Origin of the sequence: Oleiphilus messinensis, assembly GCF_002162375.1 — a bacterium.
Lineage (GTDB): Bacteria > Pseudomonadota > Gammaproteobacteria > Pseudomonadales > Oleiphilaceae > Oleiphilus > Oleiphilus messinensis.
Map to the genome: position 1 here is coordinate 2,099,427 of NZ_CP021425.1, position 17,327 is coordinate 2,116,753.

A 17,327-nucleotide genomic window follows, 5' to 3' on the forward strand; every position below is an offset into this window, starting at 1 on the left:
AAGCAATGCGTTGTTGTGAAATAAACCAAGGTTTCATGCCTTGGTTTATTTTTCTTCGAAAAACTGGGCAAGTTGCTGTTTAAGTGATTTGGGGATTTCCTTGATTGTCAGGGTGTTACTGTCACTGTCGAAGACAATCGAGTTTTGAATCAGGTCAGATGAAAACGACAGGTTGATACCATTGCCCTTGCCTGAAAACCGAACGAGCCGCTTGGCTTTTCGGTGGTCGGGTCTGAGTTCTTTCTTTATTTCTGGCAGATTTTCTTCTGCAAATTTTTCAAATCGTTCGGGGTTTGACTCATCAATTTCCTGTGAAAGTTGCTCAACTCGCACGGGTTCGCCTTGCTTGTGTTGTTCAACGCAAAAATTATAGGCCTTTTGGCGAATGGCGCTGGCTTCTTTCTGATCTGAGGCTTGGGTGAAGCGTTCAATGGCGTCCAGGAACGTGGCGGTGTCCTGCTCTATATCCAGAGCATTTCGGAAGCCGGTAGCCTGAATCAGGCTATCACCCAGTTTGCTCAGGTTGCGAGAGATGAAAGATACAATGTAATTGTTCTTCTCAGGTTCGTTGCGCCATTCATCCAGCTCGATTTTGATGGCCAGGTCAAGACGGTTAAGGCTCAGGTATTCGGTTTGGTCCAGGCTCAGGTTCGGTGTGATGGTGGGACCGTAGTCGGTGTCCAAAAAGAACAGGTAAAAGCGCTGCCCTTGTTCAACCGTTTCGTGAATGGCCAGTAGAAAACCATAGACTTCAGTTGGTATTTCCTTCAGGATGCTCAGGAAATGTTGAGTCAGTTGATTGTACAGACTCGCAAAGCTTATCTTTTCATTCGTGTATTCATCCAGCCATCTGGAGAACGGATATTCACTGTAATCTGTTTCAAAAGCGCCAAACTTTTTCCCCGCTTTTGCATTGAATAGCCTTTTGTACTGGCTGAAGAGGAGGTCGAGTTCGGCATCTACGGGCAAATTGTCTTCCCGAATTTGGGTCTCGATTTCGCCATCTTCGCTGGTGCGAGTGAGTTTGGTGATCAGGGCGTTCGTAATGGCCATTTGGGTGTCTCGGGGTGTGATGCTCTTGTGATACCTGATATGTGAAGTTCAGAAGTCAGGTATCACAAGAGGCTTGTGTTATACGAGTCCTAATTGTCCGTGAATCTCGGACTCTGAATCAGCCGTTACGGTCGTATCTGAAGGAACCGTTTCAAGGTTCTCAGTCACCACGATCAAGCCTTTTTCTTTCAGGAGTTGGGCGAAACTGATCTGGTTTTCAGGGGATTCGGCAGTGTCGAGGCGGATCACGGTTTTGCCGCTGTCAAACAGCTTTCGCTCGACGGCAATTGCTAATTGGTTTGCTGCGGAGCCTGTGCAATTGATGATCGCGGCGATTTGATCGAAGCGTGCAGAGCGTTCGGTATCGCTTACCGGTTCCAGTTCGGTATCAAATTGTGTGTTGCCCTTGATCATACCAGCTCCGACCGTGATGTTGGTGAGGCGATCAATTACGACGAATGCACCCGTTGCCCGATTGTCATCATATTTATCGAATGCCACCGGCTGGTTGAGGTTGACCTGGCACAGGCCAATCTCATTCAGGTGCAGGTTGTCGCTATCGTGTTTGGCAAGCGTGTTGATGTCAATCTGGTGGTGTATCTGCTTGATCGATCCAGATACCGCGTTGCTGGCAAGCTTGATGTTGTACAGTTTGCCCGGCTTCATTTCATCTTCGTTCATCCACACAATGTGTGCATCGAAGCTATTGCTGACGTTTGGCAGGTCATCAGGCTTTATAATCATATCACCACGACTGATGTCGATCTCGTCTTCCAGGGTGAGCGTAACGGCTTGATCGACAAAAGCTTCGTCAAGGCTGCCATCAAAGGTAACGATATCTTTGACTTTGCTGCTCTTTCCGGACGGGAGTGCAGTGATGGTGTCACCTTTTTTGATAACGCCTGATGCCACGGTGCCACAGAAGCCGCGGAAGTCGAGGTTGGGGCGGTTGACGTACTGTACGGGAAAGCGGAAGTGGTCGAAATTGCGATCTGCTGCGATTTCAACATTCTCCAGAATCTCCATAAGAGATTCGCCGCTAAACCAGGGTGTTTTTTCGCTTTTGTTAACGACGTTGTCACCATCCAGTGCGGAGATGGGAACGTAGCGAATGTCGTGTAAATTGAGTTGAGCGGAGAATGCTTCATATTCCGCTTTAATTTCATTAAAGCGCGACTCGCTGAATTCAACCAGATCCATTTTGTTGATCGCAACGACGATGTGTTGAATGCCCAGTAACGATGCGATAAACGAATGGCGTCTGGTTTGCGTGAGCACACCGTGGCGTGCATCAATCAGAATGATTGCCAGGTTTGCCGTAGATGCGCCGGTGGCCATGTTACGTGTGTACTGTTCGTGCCCCGGTGTGTCCGCGATGATGAACTTGCGCTTGGCAGTTGAAAAGTAACGGTAGGCTACGTCTATAGTGATCCCTTGTTCACGCTCTGCCTGGAGGCCGTCCACCAGAAGAGCCAAATCGACTTTTTCACCCGTGGTGCCCGATTTGACGCTGTCCTTTTTCAATGCCTCCATGTGATCTTCGTAAATCATTTTGGAGTCGTGTAACAGGCGTCCGATCAGGGTGCTCTTGCCGTCATCTACGCTGCCGCATGTCAGCAGTCGTAATAATTCTTTGCGCTCGTGCTGAGCGAGGTATTCATTGATGTTGGTGCTAATCAGTTCCGATTGATGTGACATGATCTTTTCTCAATATATCCGGCACTTGGGTTGCGCGCACGTCTATCGACTGGGTGCGCTAACCTAACGAAATAATGTGGTTCTGAGGTGCTAAGGTCTAGAAGTAGCCTTCCCGTTTTTTCTGTTCCATCGAGCCTGCCTGGTCATGATCAATCATTCGACCCTGGCGTTCGGAACTGGTGGCCAGCAACATTTCCTGGATGATTTCAGGTAGTGTATCCGCTTCGGACTCAATTGCACCGGTCAGGGGGTAGCAGCCCAAAGTGCGGAAGCGAACTGAGCGCATATCCGGAGTTTCGCCATCTTTTAGTGGCATGCGCTCATCATCAACCATGATGAGTGTGCCATCTCGTTCAACTACGGGGCGTTTGGCGGAGTAGTAAAGAGGAACAATCTCAATGCCTTCAAGATGAATGTATTGCCAGATATCAAGCTCTGTCCAGTTTGACAGCGGGAATACGCGAATGCTTTCGCCTTTGTTAACCTTTCCGTTGTAGATATTCCAAAGCTCGGGTCGTTGATTTTTAGGATCCCAGCGATGGTGTTTGTCCCGGAACGAATAAACGCGTTCTTTCGCTCTGGATTTTTCTTCGTCCCGTCGAGCGCCACCGAAGGCCGCATCAAACCCGTATTTGTCCAGCGCTTGTTTGAGACTTTGGGTCTTCATTACGTCGGTGTGTTTGGAGCTGCCGTGGGTGAAGGGGCCCACGCCTTCTTTGATGCCGTCTTCGTTCATGTGTACCAGTAGATCGAGCCCGAACTTTTTCGCTTGCGCATCGCGAAATGTGATCATTTCCTGAAATTTCCACCCCGTATCGACGTGGAGCAGCGGGAAGGGGAGTTTGCCTGGGAAAAATGCCTTGCGTGCCAGATGAAGCATTACAGAGGAATCTTTACCGATAGAGTAAAGCATGACCGGATTATCGAATTCGGCGGCTACCTCACGGATGATATGGATGCTTTCAGCTTCCAGCTGTTTCAGGTGTGTCAGATCGTACTTTGTCATGCGTATAAACCTATTGTCGTACTTCAAAAACCAGTGTCATGCTGATGGACCGAAACGGCTCTGGTAGTCTGTTTCAGGGGTAAGCTCAAACGGGTTGAGTTTCTTGCCGGGTTACTGAAGCAGGGCGCGAATCGATTCAGGATTCTAGGCTGACCTTGGAATCTGGGGCTTAGTTCAGACTGTCAGCGTTATGAGGGCGCAACTATACCAAATTTCAGCCCACTAATATAAGGTTACAGATAGAAAGTTATGGTATATGGATATTGCGATTCTACGTTGTGCATGTATCTATGCTTGTGTGGCGAGTGGATTATGCCGGTGTGGTAGGGGCGTGCATGTGCATATATTGTTCGACATAACGGAAATCTTCATTTGCAAAATGCGCGAACTCCAAACCAATCTGATAGCTGTTCTTGGATAATCTTCGGGTGTGAATAACATTGCAATACGCCTTCACCGAAACTTCATGGTATACCGACAGTGGGAGGTTGAATTCGACTTCGACTTGCACCGGCTTTTTGGGTGCGATCTGATGTTGGTTCGGAAGTATGTCTTCCAGGGTTTTTTGGTTGCACTCGATCATGATTCCGGCGCGTGAGATGTTGGCGATTGTTGTTGAGCACAATTCTTCATTATCAACGAGGAGTGTGGCTTCAATTTCTGATCGAATTCTATGGTGGTAGCGCAGATTGCTTTTCATCAAGGTATTTTATTAACAGTTTAGAATATGAAGATAATGTCATGATTTTCTTGAGTTTAGGAATTCTTTTGGGTTACTGCAATCATTTCCAGTGTTTTGTTGAAATTTTGTGATGCGGATTTGTGAGTTTGTGTCACGTACCGCCCTACATTCTGGCTTGGTGTGTGTAATATTTTGCAAACAGTGGGCGGGGCTATGGGGTGTTGTCACAAGTTTATGTATAATGCGCCGGTTTTAGATGTGTCACATCGGTAAAGGTACCCTATGCCCCAGTTTACAAAGGATCAGCCTCAGTTGATCGAGACCGTGAGTATTGAAAATAATGATGCAGCCTCTAAGGCTCAAGGCGCTGTCGGCTATTTTTCGGCAGAGCAGGGCGTTACCGGCACTGGATCAGGCAAGGTCGGATTTGTAAGTCTGGGATGCCCAAAGGCGCTCGTAGATTCAGAGCGGATACTCACCCAGCTGAGAAGTGAAGGGTATGATGTGGTGCCATCTTATGATGATGCCGATGTTGTGGTTGTCAATACATGCGGTTTTATTGATAGTGCAGTCCAGGAGTCACTGGATGCCATCGGTGAGGCGATTGCCGAGAATGGCAAGGTGATTGTGACCGGTTGTTTGGGGGTTAAGGCGGATGAAATTCGCGAAAAGCATCCGCAAGTGTTGAGTATTTCCGGGCCGCAAGCTTATGAGACCGTTGTTTCGGCTGTGCATGAGCAATTACCGCCGGCCCATGACCCGTTTACAAGTTTGATACCGCCACACGGTGTAAAGCTTACACCCAAGCACTATGCTTATCTGAAAATTTCTGAAGGCTGTAACCAGAGCTGTACGTTTTGCATTATTCCCTCCATGCGGGGTAAGCTCGTTAGCCGGCCTGTGGAATCGGTGCTCGATGAGGCCAAACGATTGGTTGACAATGGTGTGCGCGAACTGCTCGTTGTGTCTCAGGACACGGGGGCTTATGGTGTAGATACCAAATACAAGACGGGGCAATGGCAAGGTCAGGAGGTCCGGACGCGTTTTCTGGATCTTTGTGCCGCGCTAGGTGATCTTGGTGCCTGGGTGCGTTTGCACTACCTGTACCCGTACCCTCACATTGATGATGTTATGCCGTTAATGGCAGAGGGGAAGATTCTGCCTTATCTGGATATTCCTTTTCAGCATGCCAGTCCCCGCATCCTCAAGATGATGAAGCGACCTGGATCGGTGGATAATCTGCTGTCGAGAATAAAAGCGTGGCGGCAGGTGTGCCCCGAGTTGACAATTCGAAGTACTTTTATTGTCGGGTTCCCTGGCGAGACTGAAGATGATTTCGAGATGTTGCTGGACTTTCTGCGTGAGGCGCAACTGGATCGGGTGGGGTGCTTCAAATACTCGCCAGTGGAAGGTGCTGTAGCGAATGAGTTGGCTGACCCTGTGCCGGAAGCGATTCAGCAGGATCGTTTTGAGCGGTTTATGGCGGTTCAGGCGCAAATCAGCGCCGAGCGTTTGCAACAGAAAGTCGGGAAACGTATGCGGGTGATCGTTGATGAAGTGACCCCCGAAGGCTCGGTTGCTCGCACGCCCGGCGATGCCCCCGAAATTGATGGCTTGGTGTTTATCGATAATGTGATTGATGTAAAACCAGGGGATATTCTCGATGTTGTTATCGAGGAAGCTGATGAGCATGATATGTGGGCTCATCTTGCATAGATTGACAATTGACGTAATGGAGCGGTTTTGTTGGGTTATCATTCCGGAATCGGAGTGCTTGATCAATGATTCTGCAGCATATGATTAAGGAAAATCGTATTTATTTTGCATTTCCCGAACTTGGATGAAATGCAACTAGGGATTTTTTGAAAAAAGATCTGTATACTATCGCGCAATTTTAGCCCAGACGTATCGAGTAATGAGATGACTGATTTAACCAAATACAGAAACATAGGTATATTTGCACACGTTGATGCGGGTAAAACCACAACAACTGAACGGATTTTGAAACTGACCGGTCGTATCCACAAAACCGGTGAGGTACACGATGGCGCTGCGACCACGGATTTCATGGAGCAGGAACAAGAGCGCGGTATCACCATTCAGTCCGCTGCGACGACCTGTTTTTGGGATGATCACCGCCTGAATATCATCGATACTCCTGGGCACGTTGACTTCACTGTTGAAGTGTATCGTTCTCTGAAAGTACTGGATGGTGGTATCGGTGTGTTCTGTGGTTCCGGTGGTGTTGAGCCTCAGTCTGAAACGAACTGGCGCTATGCTAACGAATCTGAAGTATCTCGTATCATCTTCGTGAACAAACTGGATCGAGTCGGTGCAGACTTCCTGCGCGTTGTAGAGCAGGTTAAAAATGTTCTGGGCGCCAAGCCGCTGGTTATGACCCTGCCAATCGGTCGTGAAGATGAGTTCACGGGTGTTGTTGATCTGCTGTCAAACAAAGCTTACGTTTGGGATGACAGTGGTCTGCCAGAGAACTTTGAAGTAAAAGATATTCCTGCTGACATGGCGGATCAGGTTGCCGAGTACCGTGAACAGTTGATCGAGACTGCGGTTGAGCAAGATGATGATTTGATGATGGCTTACATGGATGGCGAAGAGCCATCCGTTGAAGATATCAAGCGTTGTATCCGTAAAGGCACCATTGCACTGGACTTCTTCCCGACTTACTGTGGTTCTGCTTTCAAGAACAAAGGTGTTCAGTTGGTTCTGGATGCGGTTATTGATTACCTGCCAAATCCAACTGAAGTTGAGCCTCAGCCATTGACTGATGAAGAAGGTAACGAAACGGGTGAAGTTGCAACCGTGAGTGCTGACGAGCCGTTGCGAGCATTGGCGTTCAAGATTATGGACGACCGCTTCGGTGCATTGACCTTTATTCGTGTCTACTCTGGTGTAATGGAAAAAGGCATGACGGTCTTGAACTCGTTCACTGGCAAGACCGAACGTATCGGTCGTATGGTGGAGATGCATGCGAATGATCGTCAGGAAATCGACCGTGCGCAAGCGGGTGATATTATAGCTGTTGTGGGCATGAAGAACGTTCAGACTGGTCACACGCTTTGTGATCCCAAGAAGCCATGTACACTTGAGCCAATGGTCTTCCCGGATCCTGTTATCTCGATCGCCGTTACCCCGAAAGACAAGGCCGGTTCTGAGAAGATGGGTATTGCACTGGGTAAAATGGTTGCGGAAGATCCATCTTTCTGTGTTGAGTCAGACGAGGAGTCCGGCGACACCATCCTGAAAGGAATGGGTGAGCTGCACCTGGATATCAAAGTAGATATCCTGAAGCGTACTTATGGCGTTGAGTTGAATGTTGGTAAGCCTCAGGTAGCTTACCGTGAAACCATTACTCAAGCGATTGAAGACAGCTACACCCACAAGAAGCAGTCGGGTGGTTCCGGTCAATACGGTAAGATCGATTACCGTATCAAGCCCGGTGAGCCAGGTTCCGGTTTCGCATTCGCCTCAACCGTGGTTGGTGGTAACGTACCTAAAGAATACTTCCCAGCGATTGAGAAGGGCTTTAGCGTGATGATGGAAGAAGGCCCTCTGGCTGGATTCCCGGTATTGGACGTGGAAGTTGAGCTGTTCGACGGTGGATTCCACGCGGTTGACTCCTCTGCGATCGCGTTTGAGATCGCAGCGAAGGGTGCATTCCGTCAGTCCATGCCGAAAGCAGGTCCACAGTTGATCGAACCGATCATGAAAGTGGATGTATTCACGCCTGAAGATCACGTGGGTGATGTGATTGGTGACTTGAACCGTCGTCGTGGCATGATCAAGAGCCAGGAAGCGGCATCTACAGGTGTTCGTATCAAGGCAGATGTACCGTTGGCAGAAATGTTCGGGTATATCGGTCACCTGCGTACGATGACTTCAGGTCGTGGTCAGTTCTCTATGGAGTTCTCTCACTACCTGCCATGTCCAAACCAGGTTGCTGAAGAAGTGATTGCAGAAGAAAAAGCGAAGCAAGCCGCTGCTAAAAAGTAACTGCTACACTGTAGTGCTTTGAAGTAAAGTGCTTTGCATAAAACCCGGATGCTGGTTGGTGTCCGGGTTTTTTTATGTCTGTAAATCGCTCGATTTAAGTCGCTGAACCTGGTGTTGGGGGCAGAATAGTGTGTTAAGTAGTGAGCGGCGGGTAGTGATTGGGCAGTTATCTGTGGTTAGACGGGTGGTCAGTTTCAGAGGGGGCGTAATTGCCGTCAGTTTTTTGGAGTGTGTGAGAAAAAGCCTCTAATAGTAAATATACTTTTTAGAGGCTTGATGTGTGATTGAAAGCGGTGAAGTTGCGGAGGGTTAGTCCGCTAGTTTTTTTGCCAGAATTTCGTTGAACAGTTTTGGGTTGCCTTGGCCCTTGGAAGCCTTCATCAAGGGGCCCATAAAGCCGCCCATTAGTTTTTTGCGTTTTTTCTCATCGGCAGCTTTGTATTGCGCTATTTGATCTGCCATGGTGGCTAAAACCTCATCCACTATTTTTTCCAAGGCGCCGGTATCGGATACTTGTTTCAAGCCTTTGGCTTCAATTAATGCATCCACATCCGGGTTTTCGCCGTTCCAGAGGCCTTCAAAGACTTTCTTTGCACCGGCAGACGAGAGTGTGTTGTCTTTAATTCGCTGTACCAAAGCCCCAAGTTGTGGGGCACTGATCTTGCTCTCGGTGATGGTGAGGTCTTCGCTGTTCAGGCGTGCCGACAATTCTCCCATTATCCAGTTTGCTGCAAGTTTGGCATCCTTCCCGTGTTCGGCGGTTGTTTCGAAAAATGCAGACAGGTCTGCGTTTGCGCTTAAAATGCCTGCGTCATAGCTGGAGAGCTCATATTGTTCAATAAAGCGAGCCTGTCTTGTATCGGGCAGTTCAGGAAGATCCTGCTTGATTGTCGCAATGTAATCATCGTCAAATTCGACTGGCAGCAAGTCGGGGCAGGGGAAGTAGCGGTAATCATTCGCTTCTTCTTTGCTGCGCATCGATTTTGATTCATGTTTATCGCCGTCGTACAGTCGGGTCTCCTGAGTGATGCTGCCGCCATCTTCCAGGATGTCAATCTGGCGCTCAACTTCGAGCTTGATTGCACGTTCCATAAACCGGAATGAGTTCAGGTTCTTGGTTTCGGTACGCGTACCCAGTTTGTCTTCGCCTTTTGGGCGAATGGAAATGTTCACATCGAAACGCATTGAGCCTTGAGCCATCTCGCCATCACAAATTCCGAGTGAGGTAACGATGCCGTGCAGCTTGCGAGCGAATGCAACTGCTTCAGCGGCATTCCGCATATCGGGTTCGGTTACGACTTCTATGAGCGGGGTGCCTGCCCGGTTCAAATCGATTCCGGACATGCCGTGAAAATCTTCATGTAGTGATTTGCCGGCATCTTCTTCGAGGTGCGCATGATGAATGCGAACCGTTTTACGCGTGCCGTCTTCCAGTTCGATTTCAACATGACCTGCACCCACTATCGGGCGCTCCAGCTGAGTCGTTTGATAACCTTTTGGTAAGTCGGGGTAGAAGTAGTTTTTGCGTTCGAATACAGAGCGTTTGTTAATTTCTGCATCAATCGCAAGTCCGAACATAATTGCATAGCGAAATGCTTGCTCGTTAGGGACTGGCAGCATGCCCGGCATGGCCAGGTCTACAGCGGATGCCTGCGTGTTTGGTGCATTTCCAAATGCAGTGCTTGAGCCCGAGAATATTTTAGATTGGGTGGCCAGTTGGACGTGAACTTCCAGACCGATCACGGTTTCCCATTGCATCTTGTTAGCCTCTTGTTCGCATTATTCAGATCTGTTCTGCCTGAATATTTTAATCATATGGGGCAAAATTTAATGGCCTGGCTATGCCAGGCTTGCCCTGTATATCCCGTTGCTACGGGTTAAATCAGGTTATCCATCACGATCAGATGTTCGCTGGAGTTCGTGTGTGCCAATCCGTCGCATTTTGAAATTGATGGGCAGCATTCAGAATCCGTGCTTCGCTGAAATAATTTCCAATCAATTGCAGTCCAACGGGAAGTCCGTTTACTTCACCGGCCGGGATTGAAATTGCGGGTAGCCCTGCCAGATTTGTCGAGATCGTGAAAATATCCTCAAGATACATTTGTACTGGATCATCGGTTTTTGAACCTGAGGCGAAGGCCGGGGTCGGTGTGGTGGGTCCAGCGATCAAGTCCACATCATTAAATGCGGCAACAAAATCATTTTTGATCAGTCGTCTGACCTGTTGCGCTTTGCGGTAATACGCATCGTAATAGCCTGCCGATAACGCGTAGGTGCCAATCATGATTCGGCGTTTAACCTCGTCGCCAAAGCCTTCTGAGCGGCTGCGTGTGTATAGATCTTCGAGGTCTTCAGGGTGTTCACAGCGATAGCCATAACGAACACCATCGAAGCGAGACAGGTTCGCGGAACACTCCGCGGGGGCGATGACGTAGTAGGCAGGCACTGAAAGGTGTGTGTGGGGTAGGCTGACTTCCTTGATTTTAGCGCCCAGTTTTTCCAGTTCTTTTACTGCCGCTTCAATTTGAGCTTTCATTTTCGGGTTGAGGTCATCCCTGAAAAATTCTTTGGGCAGGCCGATTCGTAGTCCCTCAAGGTTGTCATTCAGTGTGCCGGTGTAATCTGGGACATTTTGATCTATGCTGGTTGAATCGAGCGGATCGTAGCCCGCCATGATATTCAGCATCATGGCCGCATCTTCGGCCGTGCGAGCCATAGGTCCACCTTGATCCAGACTCGAGGCAAATGCGATCATGCCGAGTCTCGATACCCGTCCGTAGGTTGGTTTCAAGCCGGTTACACCACACAGCGCGGCGGGTTGTCGAATGGAGCCGCCGGTATCTGTTGCTGTCGCGGCAGGGATCAGGCGTGCAGCAAGCGCAGCCGCGGAGCCTCCGGAAGAGCCTCCCGGAACAAGATTCTCGCCCCAGGGGTTGATAACCTTGCCAAAAAAACTGGACTCATTGGAAGAGCCCATCGCAAATTCATCCATATTAGTCTTGCCAATACAGACTGCTCCCGCTTCCTTGAATTTTCGAGTTACAGTTGCGTCGTAAGGTGGCACGAAGTTCGCCAGCATTTTTGAGGCACAGGTGGTCGCGACCCCTTCCGTGCAAAAAATATCTTTGTGGGCGAAGGGAATGCCGGTCCAGGGGGCGGCGTCACCTTTGGCGCGGCGAGCGTCTGCTGCAGTTGCCTCAGCAAGTGCGGATTCTTCGCAAACCGTAATGAACGCATTATATTTGCTGTCCAGAGTTTGGATTCGATCCAGAAAATAACGGGTTAGTTCCACGCTGGAATAGTTACCAGCATTCAGGCCTTGGGCCAATTCTGATACGGTTTTGTTGTACATAATTCAGGAATTCTTTACAGGAGTTTTAGCTATTGTTCGGTTGCCGGGGTCCCGCTGCAGATTTTTCGAGGCCAGGCATGGCGTTTTAGTGGATAGCCTCTAGCTCAAGCAATACAGGTTCAACTATCAACCAAACTTAATTGGTAACAATCAGGCTCAATTGGTTCATTCGATTACTTTGGGCACCAAATACAATCCGTCTTCAGAGGCGGGAGCGATAGCCTGAAATGATGCACGATTATCTGATTCGGTTACCACATCAGCGCGAAGCTTTTGAGTTGCGTCAGTCGGATGTGCCATTGGCTCGATGTTCTGGGTATCGACTGCCTGTAGTTGATCAATAAAACCCAGAATATTGGATAGCTCTTGGGTGGTTTGTTCGATGACGACGCCAGAAACCTTCAATTTGGCCAGGCGGGCGATTTTCTCAACGTCTTCGCGTTCTATAGACACTTGGTCTTCTCCCCTAAACAACATTAATCGGCCTATACTATCAGAACTGTCGGTCAATTGAAGTCAATTTGTGGGTATATTGACCCTAACTTCAGCTTTATCGGGATCGAGTTCGGTGTGCTTTGAATTCGCGCTTGCCGAAATACCCCTCCACTGTTAAAGTTGCCGCAATCATTAATGCAAGCTCTTTTGTCAGGTTAACTCATCGAATGTTTAAAAAAATACGTGGCTTGTTTTCCAGTGACTTGTCTATTGATCTGGGAACAGCGAACACACTTATATATGTCAAGGAAAGAGGGATAGTGCTGGACGAGCCATCGGTTGTTGCAATCCGCAATCATGCCTCGCAAAAAAGCGTTGCTGCTGTAGGAGCAGAGGCGAAGCGCATGCTGGGGAGAACGCCTGGTAATATTACCGCGATACGGCCATTAAAAGACGGCGTTATAGCGGATTTTCATGTGACAGAGAAAATGCTGCAGCACTTCATCAATAAAGTGCATGAAAACAGTTTTATCACACCCAGTCCCCGGGTCTTGGTTTGTGTACCCAGTAAGTCCACTCAGGTCGAACGAAAAGCAATTCGTGAATCAGCTGCCGGTGCCGGTGCGCGGGAAGTCTACTTGATAGAAGAACCCATGGCGGCAGCGATCGGTGCGGGTTTACCGGTGGAAGAAGCTCACGGGTCCATGGTCGTAGATATTGGTGGCGGAACAACAGAAATCGCTATTATTTCTCTGAATGGTATTGTTTATGCCGAGTCGGTCAGAATTGGTGGTGACCGATTCGATGAAGCGATTGTAACGTACGTGCGCCGTAACTACGGAAGTTTGATCGGGGATGCTACCGCAGAACGAATCAAACAAGAAATCGGCTGCGCGTATGAAGGCCTCGAATTACGCGAAATTGATGTTCGTGGTCGTAATTTGGCAGAAGGTGTTCCCCGTGGATTCACGCTTAACAGCGAAGAGATCCTTGAAGCGATGCAAGAGTCTTTGGCAGCAATCGTGCAAGCTGTTAAAAGTGCACTGGAACAGTCTCCGCCGGAACTCGCTTCCGATATTGCGGAACGGGGGATCGTGTTGACGGGCGGAGGTGCGCTATTACGTGGTCTGGATCGATTAATTAGTGAAGAGACAGGGCTTCCTGTTGTTGTCGCAGAAGATCCGTTAACCTGTGTCGCTCGGGGTGGCGGCAAAGCGCTCGAACTGATCGATAAAGGTGGGTTCGGGTTGTTCCCCATGGACTAAACTGCCACTTGACCGTTTCGCTTCATACTGTTTCAGCCAGGTCGTGTACTGCCCTGGCTGCTGTGCAAACGCATTGACTTCAAGATTTTCGAGAACTCATCATACGGTTCATCTTAATCGTGTGAGCGTGGTGTTAAATCGGGGCAGGACAACCGGAGCGAATCTGGCAGGGTCGGTGAAAGAATAGCTGCGATTCGTAGAATAAGAAACGAGGGTGCCCCCATTAAAACAATCTTTGTGCAAGGGCCCTACCTAGGTTACAGGCTGCTGATGGCGGTAATCCTGTCGGTAACCTTGATGGTGCTCGATTACCGCTTCGAGCGGGTTGATGGTTTTCGTCAAATGTTAAGCTCGATCCTTACCCCAATCCAATGGCTTAGTGATTTGCCTCAGTCGATGATGAGCTGGGGTGGCACCTCGCTCAAAACCCGGGAACAACTACTGGATGAGAATGATGCGTTACAAGTACAGATTGCTGTCTTGGAGCGTAAAGTACAAAAGTTGGTTGCGCTTGCAGTGGAAAATAATCGCCTCAGAGAATTGCTCAATGCGTCGTCCCAAATTGATGATTCGGTGATTGTCGCGGAACTCATTGGTATCAATCCGGATCCGTTTGTGCACCAGGTTATGCTCAATAAAGGCAATTCCGATGGTGTCCAGGTTGGTCAAGCGGTATTGGACTCAAATGGGCTTATGGGGCAAGTCATCGAAGTGAGTGAATTGACCAGTCGAGTGCTATTGATTTCTGACACGGCTCACGCTGTCCCTGTACAAGCGAGTCGAAACGGTGTCAGGGCCATTGCTGTGGGTAAGGGATCCATCGGTGAGCTTGAGCTGGCAAACGTGCCGGATACTGCAGATATCCGGGAAGGGGATTTGTTAATCAGTTCCGGTTTGGGGGGGCGATTTCCTGCTGGTTATCCCGTCGCGGAAGTCGCGTCTGTGAGGCATGACCCCGGTCAGCCATTTGCGTCGGTTTTAGTCAGACCCAGTGCCAAGCTCAATCAAAGCCGGTTGGTTTTAATTGTGTTTAAAGGAAAAGAGCGCAGTAGTTTTCAGAAAATCGATTCCGAGCTTGAGTCATCCGGAGAGGAACGCTAATGGCACGAATCAGTCTGTTTGCTTTTTTGCTCAGCTTTTTGGGCGCATTTGTATTGAGTCTTGTGTATATACCGCCCGCTTTCCAATTTTGGCGACCAGACTGGACGGCGATGGTATTATTTTTCTGGGTTGTTACGGCTCCACATCGTGTGGGGGTCTTGACTGCTTGGTCAGTCGGATTAATCCAGGACATATTGGAGGGTGCAATTTTAGGGATGAACGCACTGGCTTTTGCTGTGATCGCGTATTTACTGATTTCACTGTATCAACGTTTCAAAGTATTCCCATTCATTCAACAGAGCTTCATGGTATTTTTGATCATTGGCATAAATTTGATGATCTGCCATTTTGTGAAAAGTCTGACAGGCATTTCGGCGAGTGGCTTGATATATCTGTACCCTGCAATCTCCAGTGCCGCGCTGTGGCCCTTCTTTCTTATTATCATGGAGAAGCTGAATCAAAAATTGCCATAAGGGCACAACCTTAACTTTTCTTCATAGAACAGGGTATTAATGTGCAGGATTCTTCATCTAATGATTTGCCCGGACTGACTTTGGTTCTGGCTTCCCAGTCCCCGAGACGCTCCGAATTACTTCGCCAAATTGGCGTCGAATTCAAGTGTTATCCTGTTGATATCGACGAATCTCCACACCCCGAAGAGTCTGCATCTGATCTCGTTTTGCGTCTGGCAGTTGAAAAAGCGCAGGCAGCCCATCAGCGCTACCCGCGAGTTCCAAATCATTTATTCCTTGGTGCGGATACGATTGGTCTGCTAGATGATAAGGTGTTGGCGAAACCCCGCAATTTTTATGATTTTGCGTCAATGTTGCGCAAAATGTCTGGTCGAACCCATCAAGTGCTTTCTGCCGTTGCTTTGGTCGGGGACGGTTTTCAGGAAACCATCCTTGATCGGTCCGATGTGACCTTCAGAACCATCCGTGAGTGCGAAATTGAACAATATTGGCACAGTGGAGAGCCCCAGGACAAAGCAGGTGGCTACGGCATCCAAGGCCTCGGGGCAATATTCGTCGAAAAGATAATTGGTAGCTATTCTGGTATTGTAGGCTTGCCTTTGCAATCCACTGCAGAACTACTCCGTATGGCGGGTATACAAGTTTGGAATCGCGTCGAGGGCAAAGCTTGACCTTGATCTATTAAAACTGCCTTGAATCGCAAGCGTGGTTCAAGAGTGGGCTAAATCAATCTGAAAAAGAATTAAAACAAGTAGTGAATAAGCATGAGTGAAGAGATACTGATTAATGTGACGCCGGTTGAGACTCGGGTCGCGCTTATCGAAAATGGTATGCTGCAAGAGGTTTATATTGAACGATCCGGAAGCCGTGGTATCGTTGGAAATATTTACAAAGGGAAAGTGGTTCGAGTGCTTCCCGGGATGGAGGCAGCATTTGTCGATATTGGTTTGGAAAAAGCCGCCTTCATTCATGCTTCTGATGTCGATATTACGCCTTTAAATCTTGCTCAGGAGGCCACCTCAGACCGCACAGTGCCCGATATTGCTTCTCTGCTGTATGAAGGTCAGTCACTTACCGTTCAAGTCACTAAAGACCCAATTGGCTCGAAAGGGGCGCGTTTAACGACGCAGATATCCATACCATCCCGGTTTCTGGTGTATATGCCGAATAACGAGCATATCGGCATTTCGCAGAAAATCGAGGATGAAGAGTCCAGAGAGCGGCTTAAAGCGCTAGTGGAAGAGTGTCAGGCTGAAATCGGCGAAAGTGCTTCCGGAGGTTATATCATCCGCACTGCCGCCGAAGGGGTCAGTAAAGACGAGGCGATGGCTGATATTACCTATCTACAACGTCTCTGGCGCTCAATAGAAGAAAAAATCAGAACGGTTAAAGCGCCCTCCGTTATTTATCAGGATTTACCGCTTTACATTCGCACGTTGCGTGATTTGGTGCGACCACCGACCGAGAAAATTAAAATTGATTCGAAAGAGAGCTATGTTAATGCCTGCGGCTTTGCGGACAACTACGTGCCGAATGTAGAGGAGCGTCTCGAATATTATCCTGGTGAGCGTCCCATTTTTGATTTGTACTCGGTCGAGGACGAGATTCAGCGAGCATTGAGTCGTAAAGTGCAGCTCAAATCCGGAGGTTATCTGATTATTGATCAGACCGAGGCAATGACTACAATTGATGTTAACACCGGGGGATTTGTTGGCCATCGGAATCTGGAAGAAACCATTTTCAAAACCAACCTAGAGGCGGCGCGGGCGATCAGTCGTCAGTTACGTTTGCGCAATCTTGGTGGCATTATTATCATCGACTTCATTGATATGGCGGATACTGAGCATCAGAGACATGTTATTCGAATGCTAGAAAAAATGCTCGAGAGAGATCACGCGAAGACGAAAATTTCATGCGTGTCGGAACTTGGTTTGGTGGAAATGACACGAAAAAGGACGACAGAGAGCTTGGGACAAGTGTTGTGTCAGCCCTGTCCATTGTGTGATGGTCGCGGTTTTTTGAAAACCCCCGAAACAATTTGTTATGAGATTTTTCGTGAGATTTTGAGGGTTAATCGAGCCTATGAGGCCAATAATTACCTCGTCATGGCCTCGCAGAGTGTTATTGATCGTCTGCTGGATGAGGAGTCAGACAATGTGGCCGATCTTGAGACGTTTATTGATAAAAACATAAAGTTTCAGGTTGAAGTAATGTACAGTCAGGAACAGTATGATGTTGTGTTACTTTGAAT

Annotated in this window: 14 protein-coding genes; 7 read left to right on the forward strand and 7 right to left on the reverse strand. The window is 48.5% G+C overall.

The features are described 5' to 3' along the window. Nucleotides 1-45 precede the first annotated feature (45 nt). From OLMES_RS09185 to OLMES_RS09200, 4 genes are all read right to left on the reverse strand, one after another. Nucleotides 46-1,053 (reverse strand): nucleoid-associated protein, encoded by a 1,008-nt coding sequence (locus OLMES_RS09185; RefSeq protein ID WP_087460988.1) that lies wholly within the window; start codon nucleotides 1,051-1,053, stop codon nucleotides 46-48. A 78-nt stretch (nucleotides 1,054-1,131) separates the two neighbouring features. Beyond that, nucleotides 1,132-2,751, reverse strand: a complete 1,620-nt coding sequence (cysN, locus tag OLMES_RS09190; RefSeq protein ID WP_087460989.1) for a sulfate adenylyltransferase subunit CysN — start codon at nucleotides 2,749-2,751, stop codon at nucleotides 1,132-1,134. A 97-nt stretch (nucleotides 2,752-2,848) separates the two neighbouring features. Further along, nucleotides 2,849-3,757 (reverse strand): sulfate adenylyltransferase subunit CysD, encoded by a 909-nt coding sequence (gene cysD, locus OLMES_RS09195; RefSeq protein ID WP_087460990.1) that lies wholly within the window; start codon nucleotides 3,755-3,757, stop codon nucleotides 2,849-2,851. Between the two features lie 310 nt (nucleotides 3,758-4,067). Further along, nucleotides 4,068-4,457, reverse strand: coding sequence for a PilZ domain-containing protein (locus tag OLMES_RS09200; protein WP_087460991.1), 390 nt, complete (start codon nucleotides 4,455-4,457; stop codon nucleotides 4,068-4,070). 264 nt (nucleotides 4,458-4,721) lie between these two features. On the opposite strand from OLMES_RS09200, the gene rimO reads away from it, so the two are divergent. Next, nucleotides 4,722-6,155, forward strand: a complete 1,434-nt coding sequence (gene rimO, locus OLMES_RS09205; RefSeq protein WP_087460992.1) for a 30S ribosomal protein S12 methylthiotransferase RimO — start codon at nucleotides 4,722-4,724, stop codon at nucleotides 6,153-6,155. Nucleotides 6,156-6,359: 204 nt separating this feature from the next. Next, entirely contained in the window at nucleotides 6,360-8,450 is a 2,091-nt protein-coding gene (gene fusA, locus OLMES_RS09210) for an elongation factor G (protein WP_087460993.1), read from the forward strand. A gap of 309 nt (nucleotides 8,451-8,759) precedes the next feature. Here fusA and gatB read toward each other — a convergent pair whose 3' ends face one another. The 3 genes from gatB to gatC all read right to left on the reverse strand — a co-directional run bounded on the left by gatB (nucleotide 8,760) and on the right by gatC (nucleotide 12,255). Next, a complete protein-coding gene (gene gatB / locus OLMES_RS09215; protein ID WP_087460994.1) occupies nucleotides 8,760-10,208 on the reverse strand; it encodes an Asp-tRNA(Asn)/Glu-tRNA(Gln) amidotransferase subunit GatB in 1,449 nt (482 codons plus the stop codon). Nucleotides 10,209-10,350: 142 nt separating this feature from the next. After that, a complete protein-coding gene (gene gatA, locus OLMES_RS09220; protein ID WP_087460995.1) occupies nucleotides 10,351-11,802 on the reverse strand; it encodes an Asp-tRNA(Asn)/Glu-tRNA(Gln) amidotransferase subunit GatA in 1,452 nt (483 codons plus the stop codon). Between the two features lie 165 nt (nucleotides 11,803-11,967). Then, nucleotides 11,968-12,255 (reverse strand): Asp-tRNA(Asn)/Glu-tRNA(Gln) amidotransferase subunit GatC, encoded by a 288-nt coding sequence (gatC, locus tag OLMES_RS09225; RefSeq protein ID WP_087460996.1) that lies wholly within the window; start codon nucleotides 12,253-12,255, stop codon nucleotides 11,968-11,970. Between the two features lie 209 nt (nucleotides 12,256-12,464). Between gatC and OLMES_RS09230 the strand changes: the two genes are divergently transcribed. From OLMES_RS09230 to rng, 5 genes are all read left to right on the forward strand, one after another. Then, a complete protein-coding gene (locus tag OLMES_RS09230) occupies nucleotides 12,465-13,502 on the forward strand; it encodes a rod shape-determining protein (RefSeq protein WP_087460997.1) in 1,038 nt (345 codons plus the stop codon). Between the two features lie 237 nt (nucleotides 13,503-13,739). After that, nucleotides 13,740-14,603 (forward strand): rod shape-determining protein MreC, encoded by an 864-nt coding sequence (gene mreC / locus OLMES_RS09235; RefSeq protein ID WP_087460998.1) that lies wholly within the window; start codon nucleotides 13,740-13,742, stop codon nucleotides 14,601-14,603. Next, complete coding sequence (gene mreD / locus OLMES_RS09240; RefSeq protein WP_087460999.1) at nucleotides 14,603-15,076, forward strand: rod shape-determining protein MreD; 474 nt, start codon at nucleotides 14,603-14,605, stop codon at nucleotides 15,074-15,076. Before mreC ends, mreD begins: the two co-directional genes overlap by 1 nt. Nucleotides 15,077-15,117: 41 nt before the next feature. Beyond that, nucleotides 15,118-15,747, forward strand: a complete 630-nt coding sequence (locus OLMES_RS09245; RefSeq protein WP_232465303.1) for a Maf family protein — start codon at nucleotides 15,118-15,120, stop codon at nucleotides 15,745-15,747. Between the two features lie 93 nt (nucleotides 15,748-15,840). After that, the gene (gene rng, locus OLMES_RS09250; protein WP_087461000.1) at nucleotides 15,841-17,325 is read left to right on the forward strand and encodes a ribonuclease G; all 1,485 of its coding nucleotides are present in this window, start codon (nucleotides 15,841-15,843) and stop codon (nucleotides 17,323-17,325) included. Nucleotides 17,326-17,327: the final 2 nt, after the last annotated feature.

Bases quoted from the DNA above. Each gene is read 5' to 3' on its own strand.
- cysD (WP_087460990.1), bottom strand. From the start codon at position 3,757: ATGACAAAGTACGATCTGACACACCTGAAACAGCTGGAAGCTGAAAGC.
- OLMES_RS09230 (WP_087460997.1), top strand. From the start codon at position 12,465: ATGTTTAAAAAAATACGTGGCTTGTTTTCCAGTGACTTGTCTATTGAT.
- mreD (WP_087460999.1), top strand. From the start codon at position 14,603: ATGGCACGAATCAGTCTGTTTGCTTTTTTGCTCAGCTTTTTGGGCGCA.
- OLMES_RS09185 (WP_087460988.1), bottom strand. From the start codon at position 1,053: ATGGCCATTACGAACGCCCTGATCACCAAACTCACTCGCACCAGCGAA.
- gatA (WP_087460995.1), bottom strand. From the start codon at position 11,802: ATGTACAACAAAACCGTATCAGAATTGGCCCAAGGCCTGAATGCTGGT.
- gatB (WP_087460994.1), bottom strand. From the start codon at position 10,208: ATGCAATGGGAAACCGTGATCGGTCTGGAAGTTCACGTCCAACTGGCC.
- fusA (WP_087460993.1), top strand. From the start codon at position 6,360: ATGACTGATTTAACCAAATACAGAAACATAGGTATATTTGCACACGTT.
- rng (WP_087461000.1), top strand. From the start codon at position 15,841: ATGAGTGAAGAGATACTGATTAATGTGACGCCGGTTGAGACTCGGGTC.
- rimO (WP_087460992.1), top strand. From the start codon at position 4,722: ATGCCCCAGTTTACAAAGGATCAGCCTCAGTTGATCGAGACCGTGAGT.
- OLMES_RS09200 (WP_087460991.1), bottom strand. From the start codon at position 4,457: ATGAAAAGCAATCTGCGCTACCACCATAGAATTCGATCAGAAATTGAA.
- cysN (WP_087460989.1), bottom strand. From the start codon at position 2,751: ATGTCACATCAATCGGAACTGATTAGCACCAACATCAATGAATACCTC.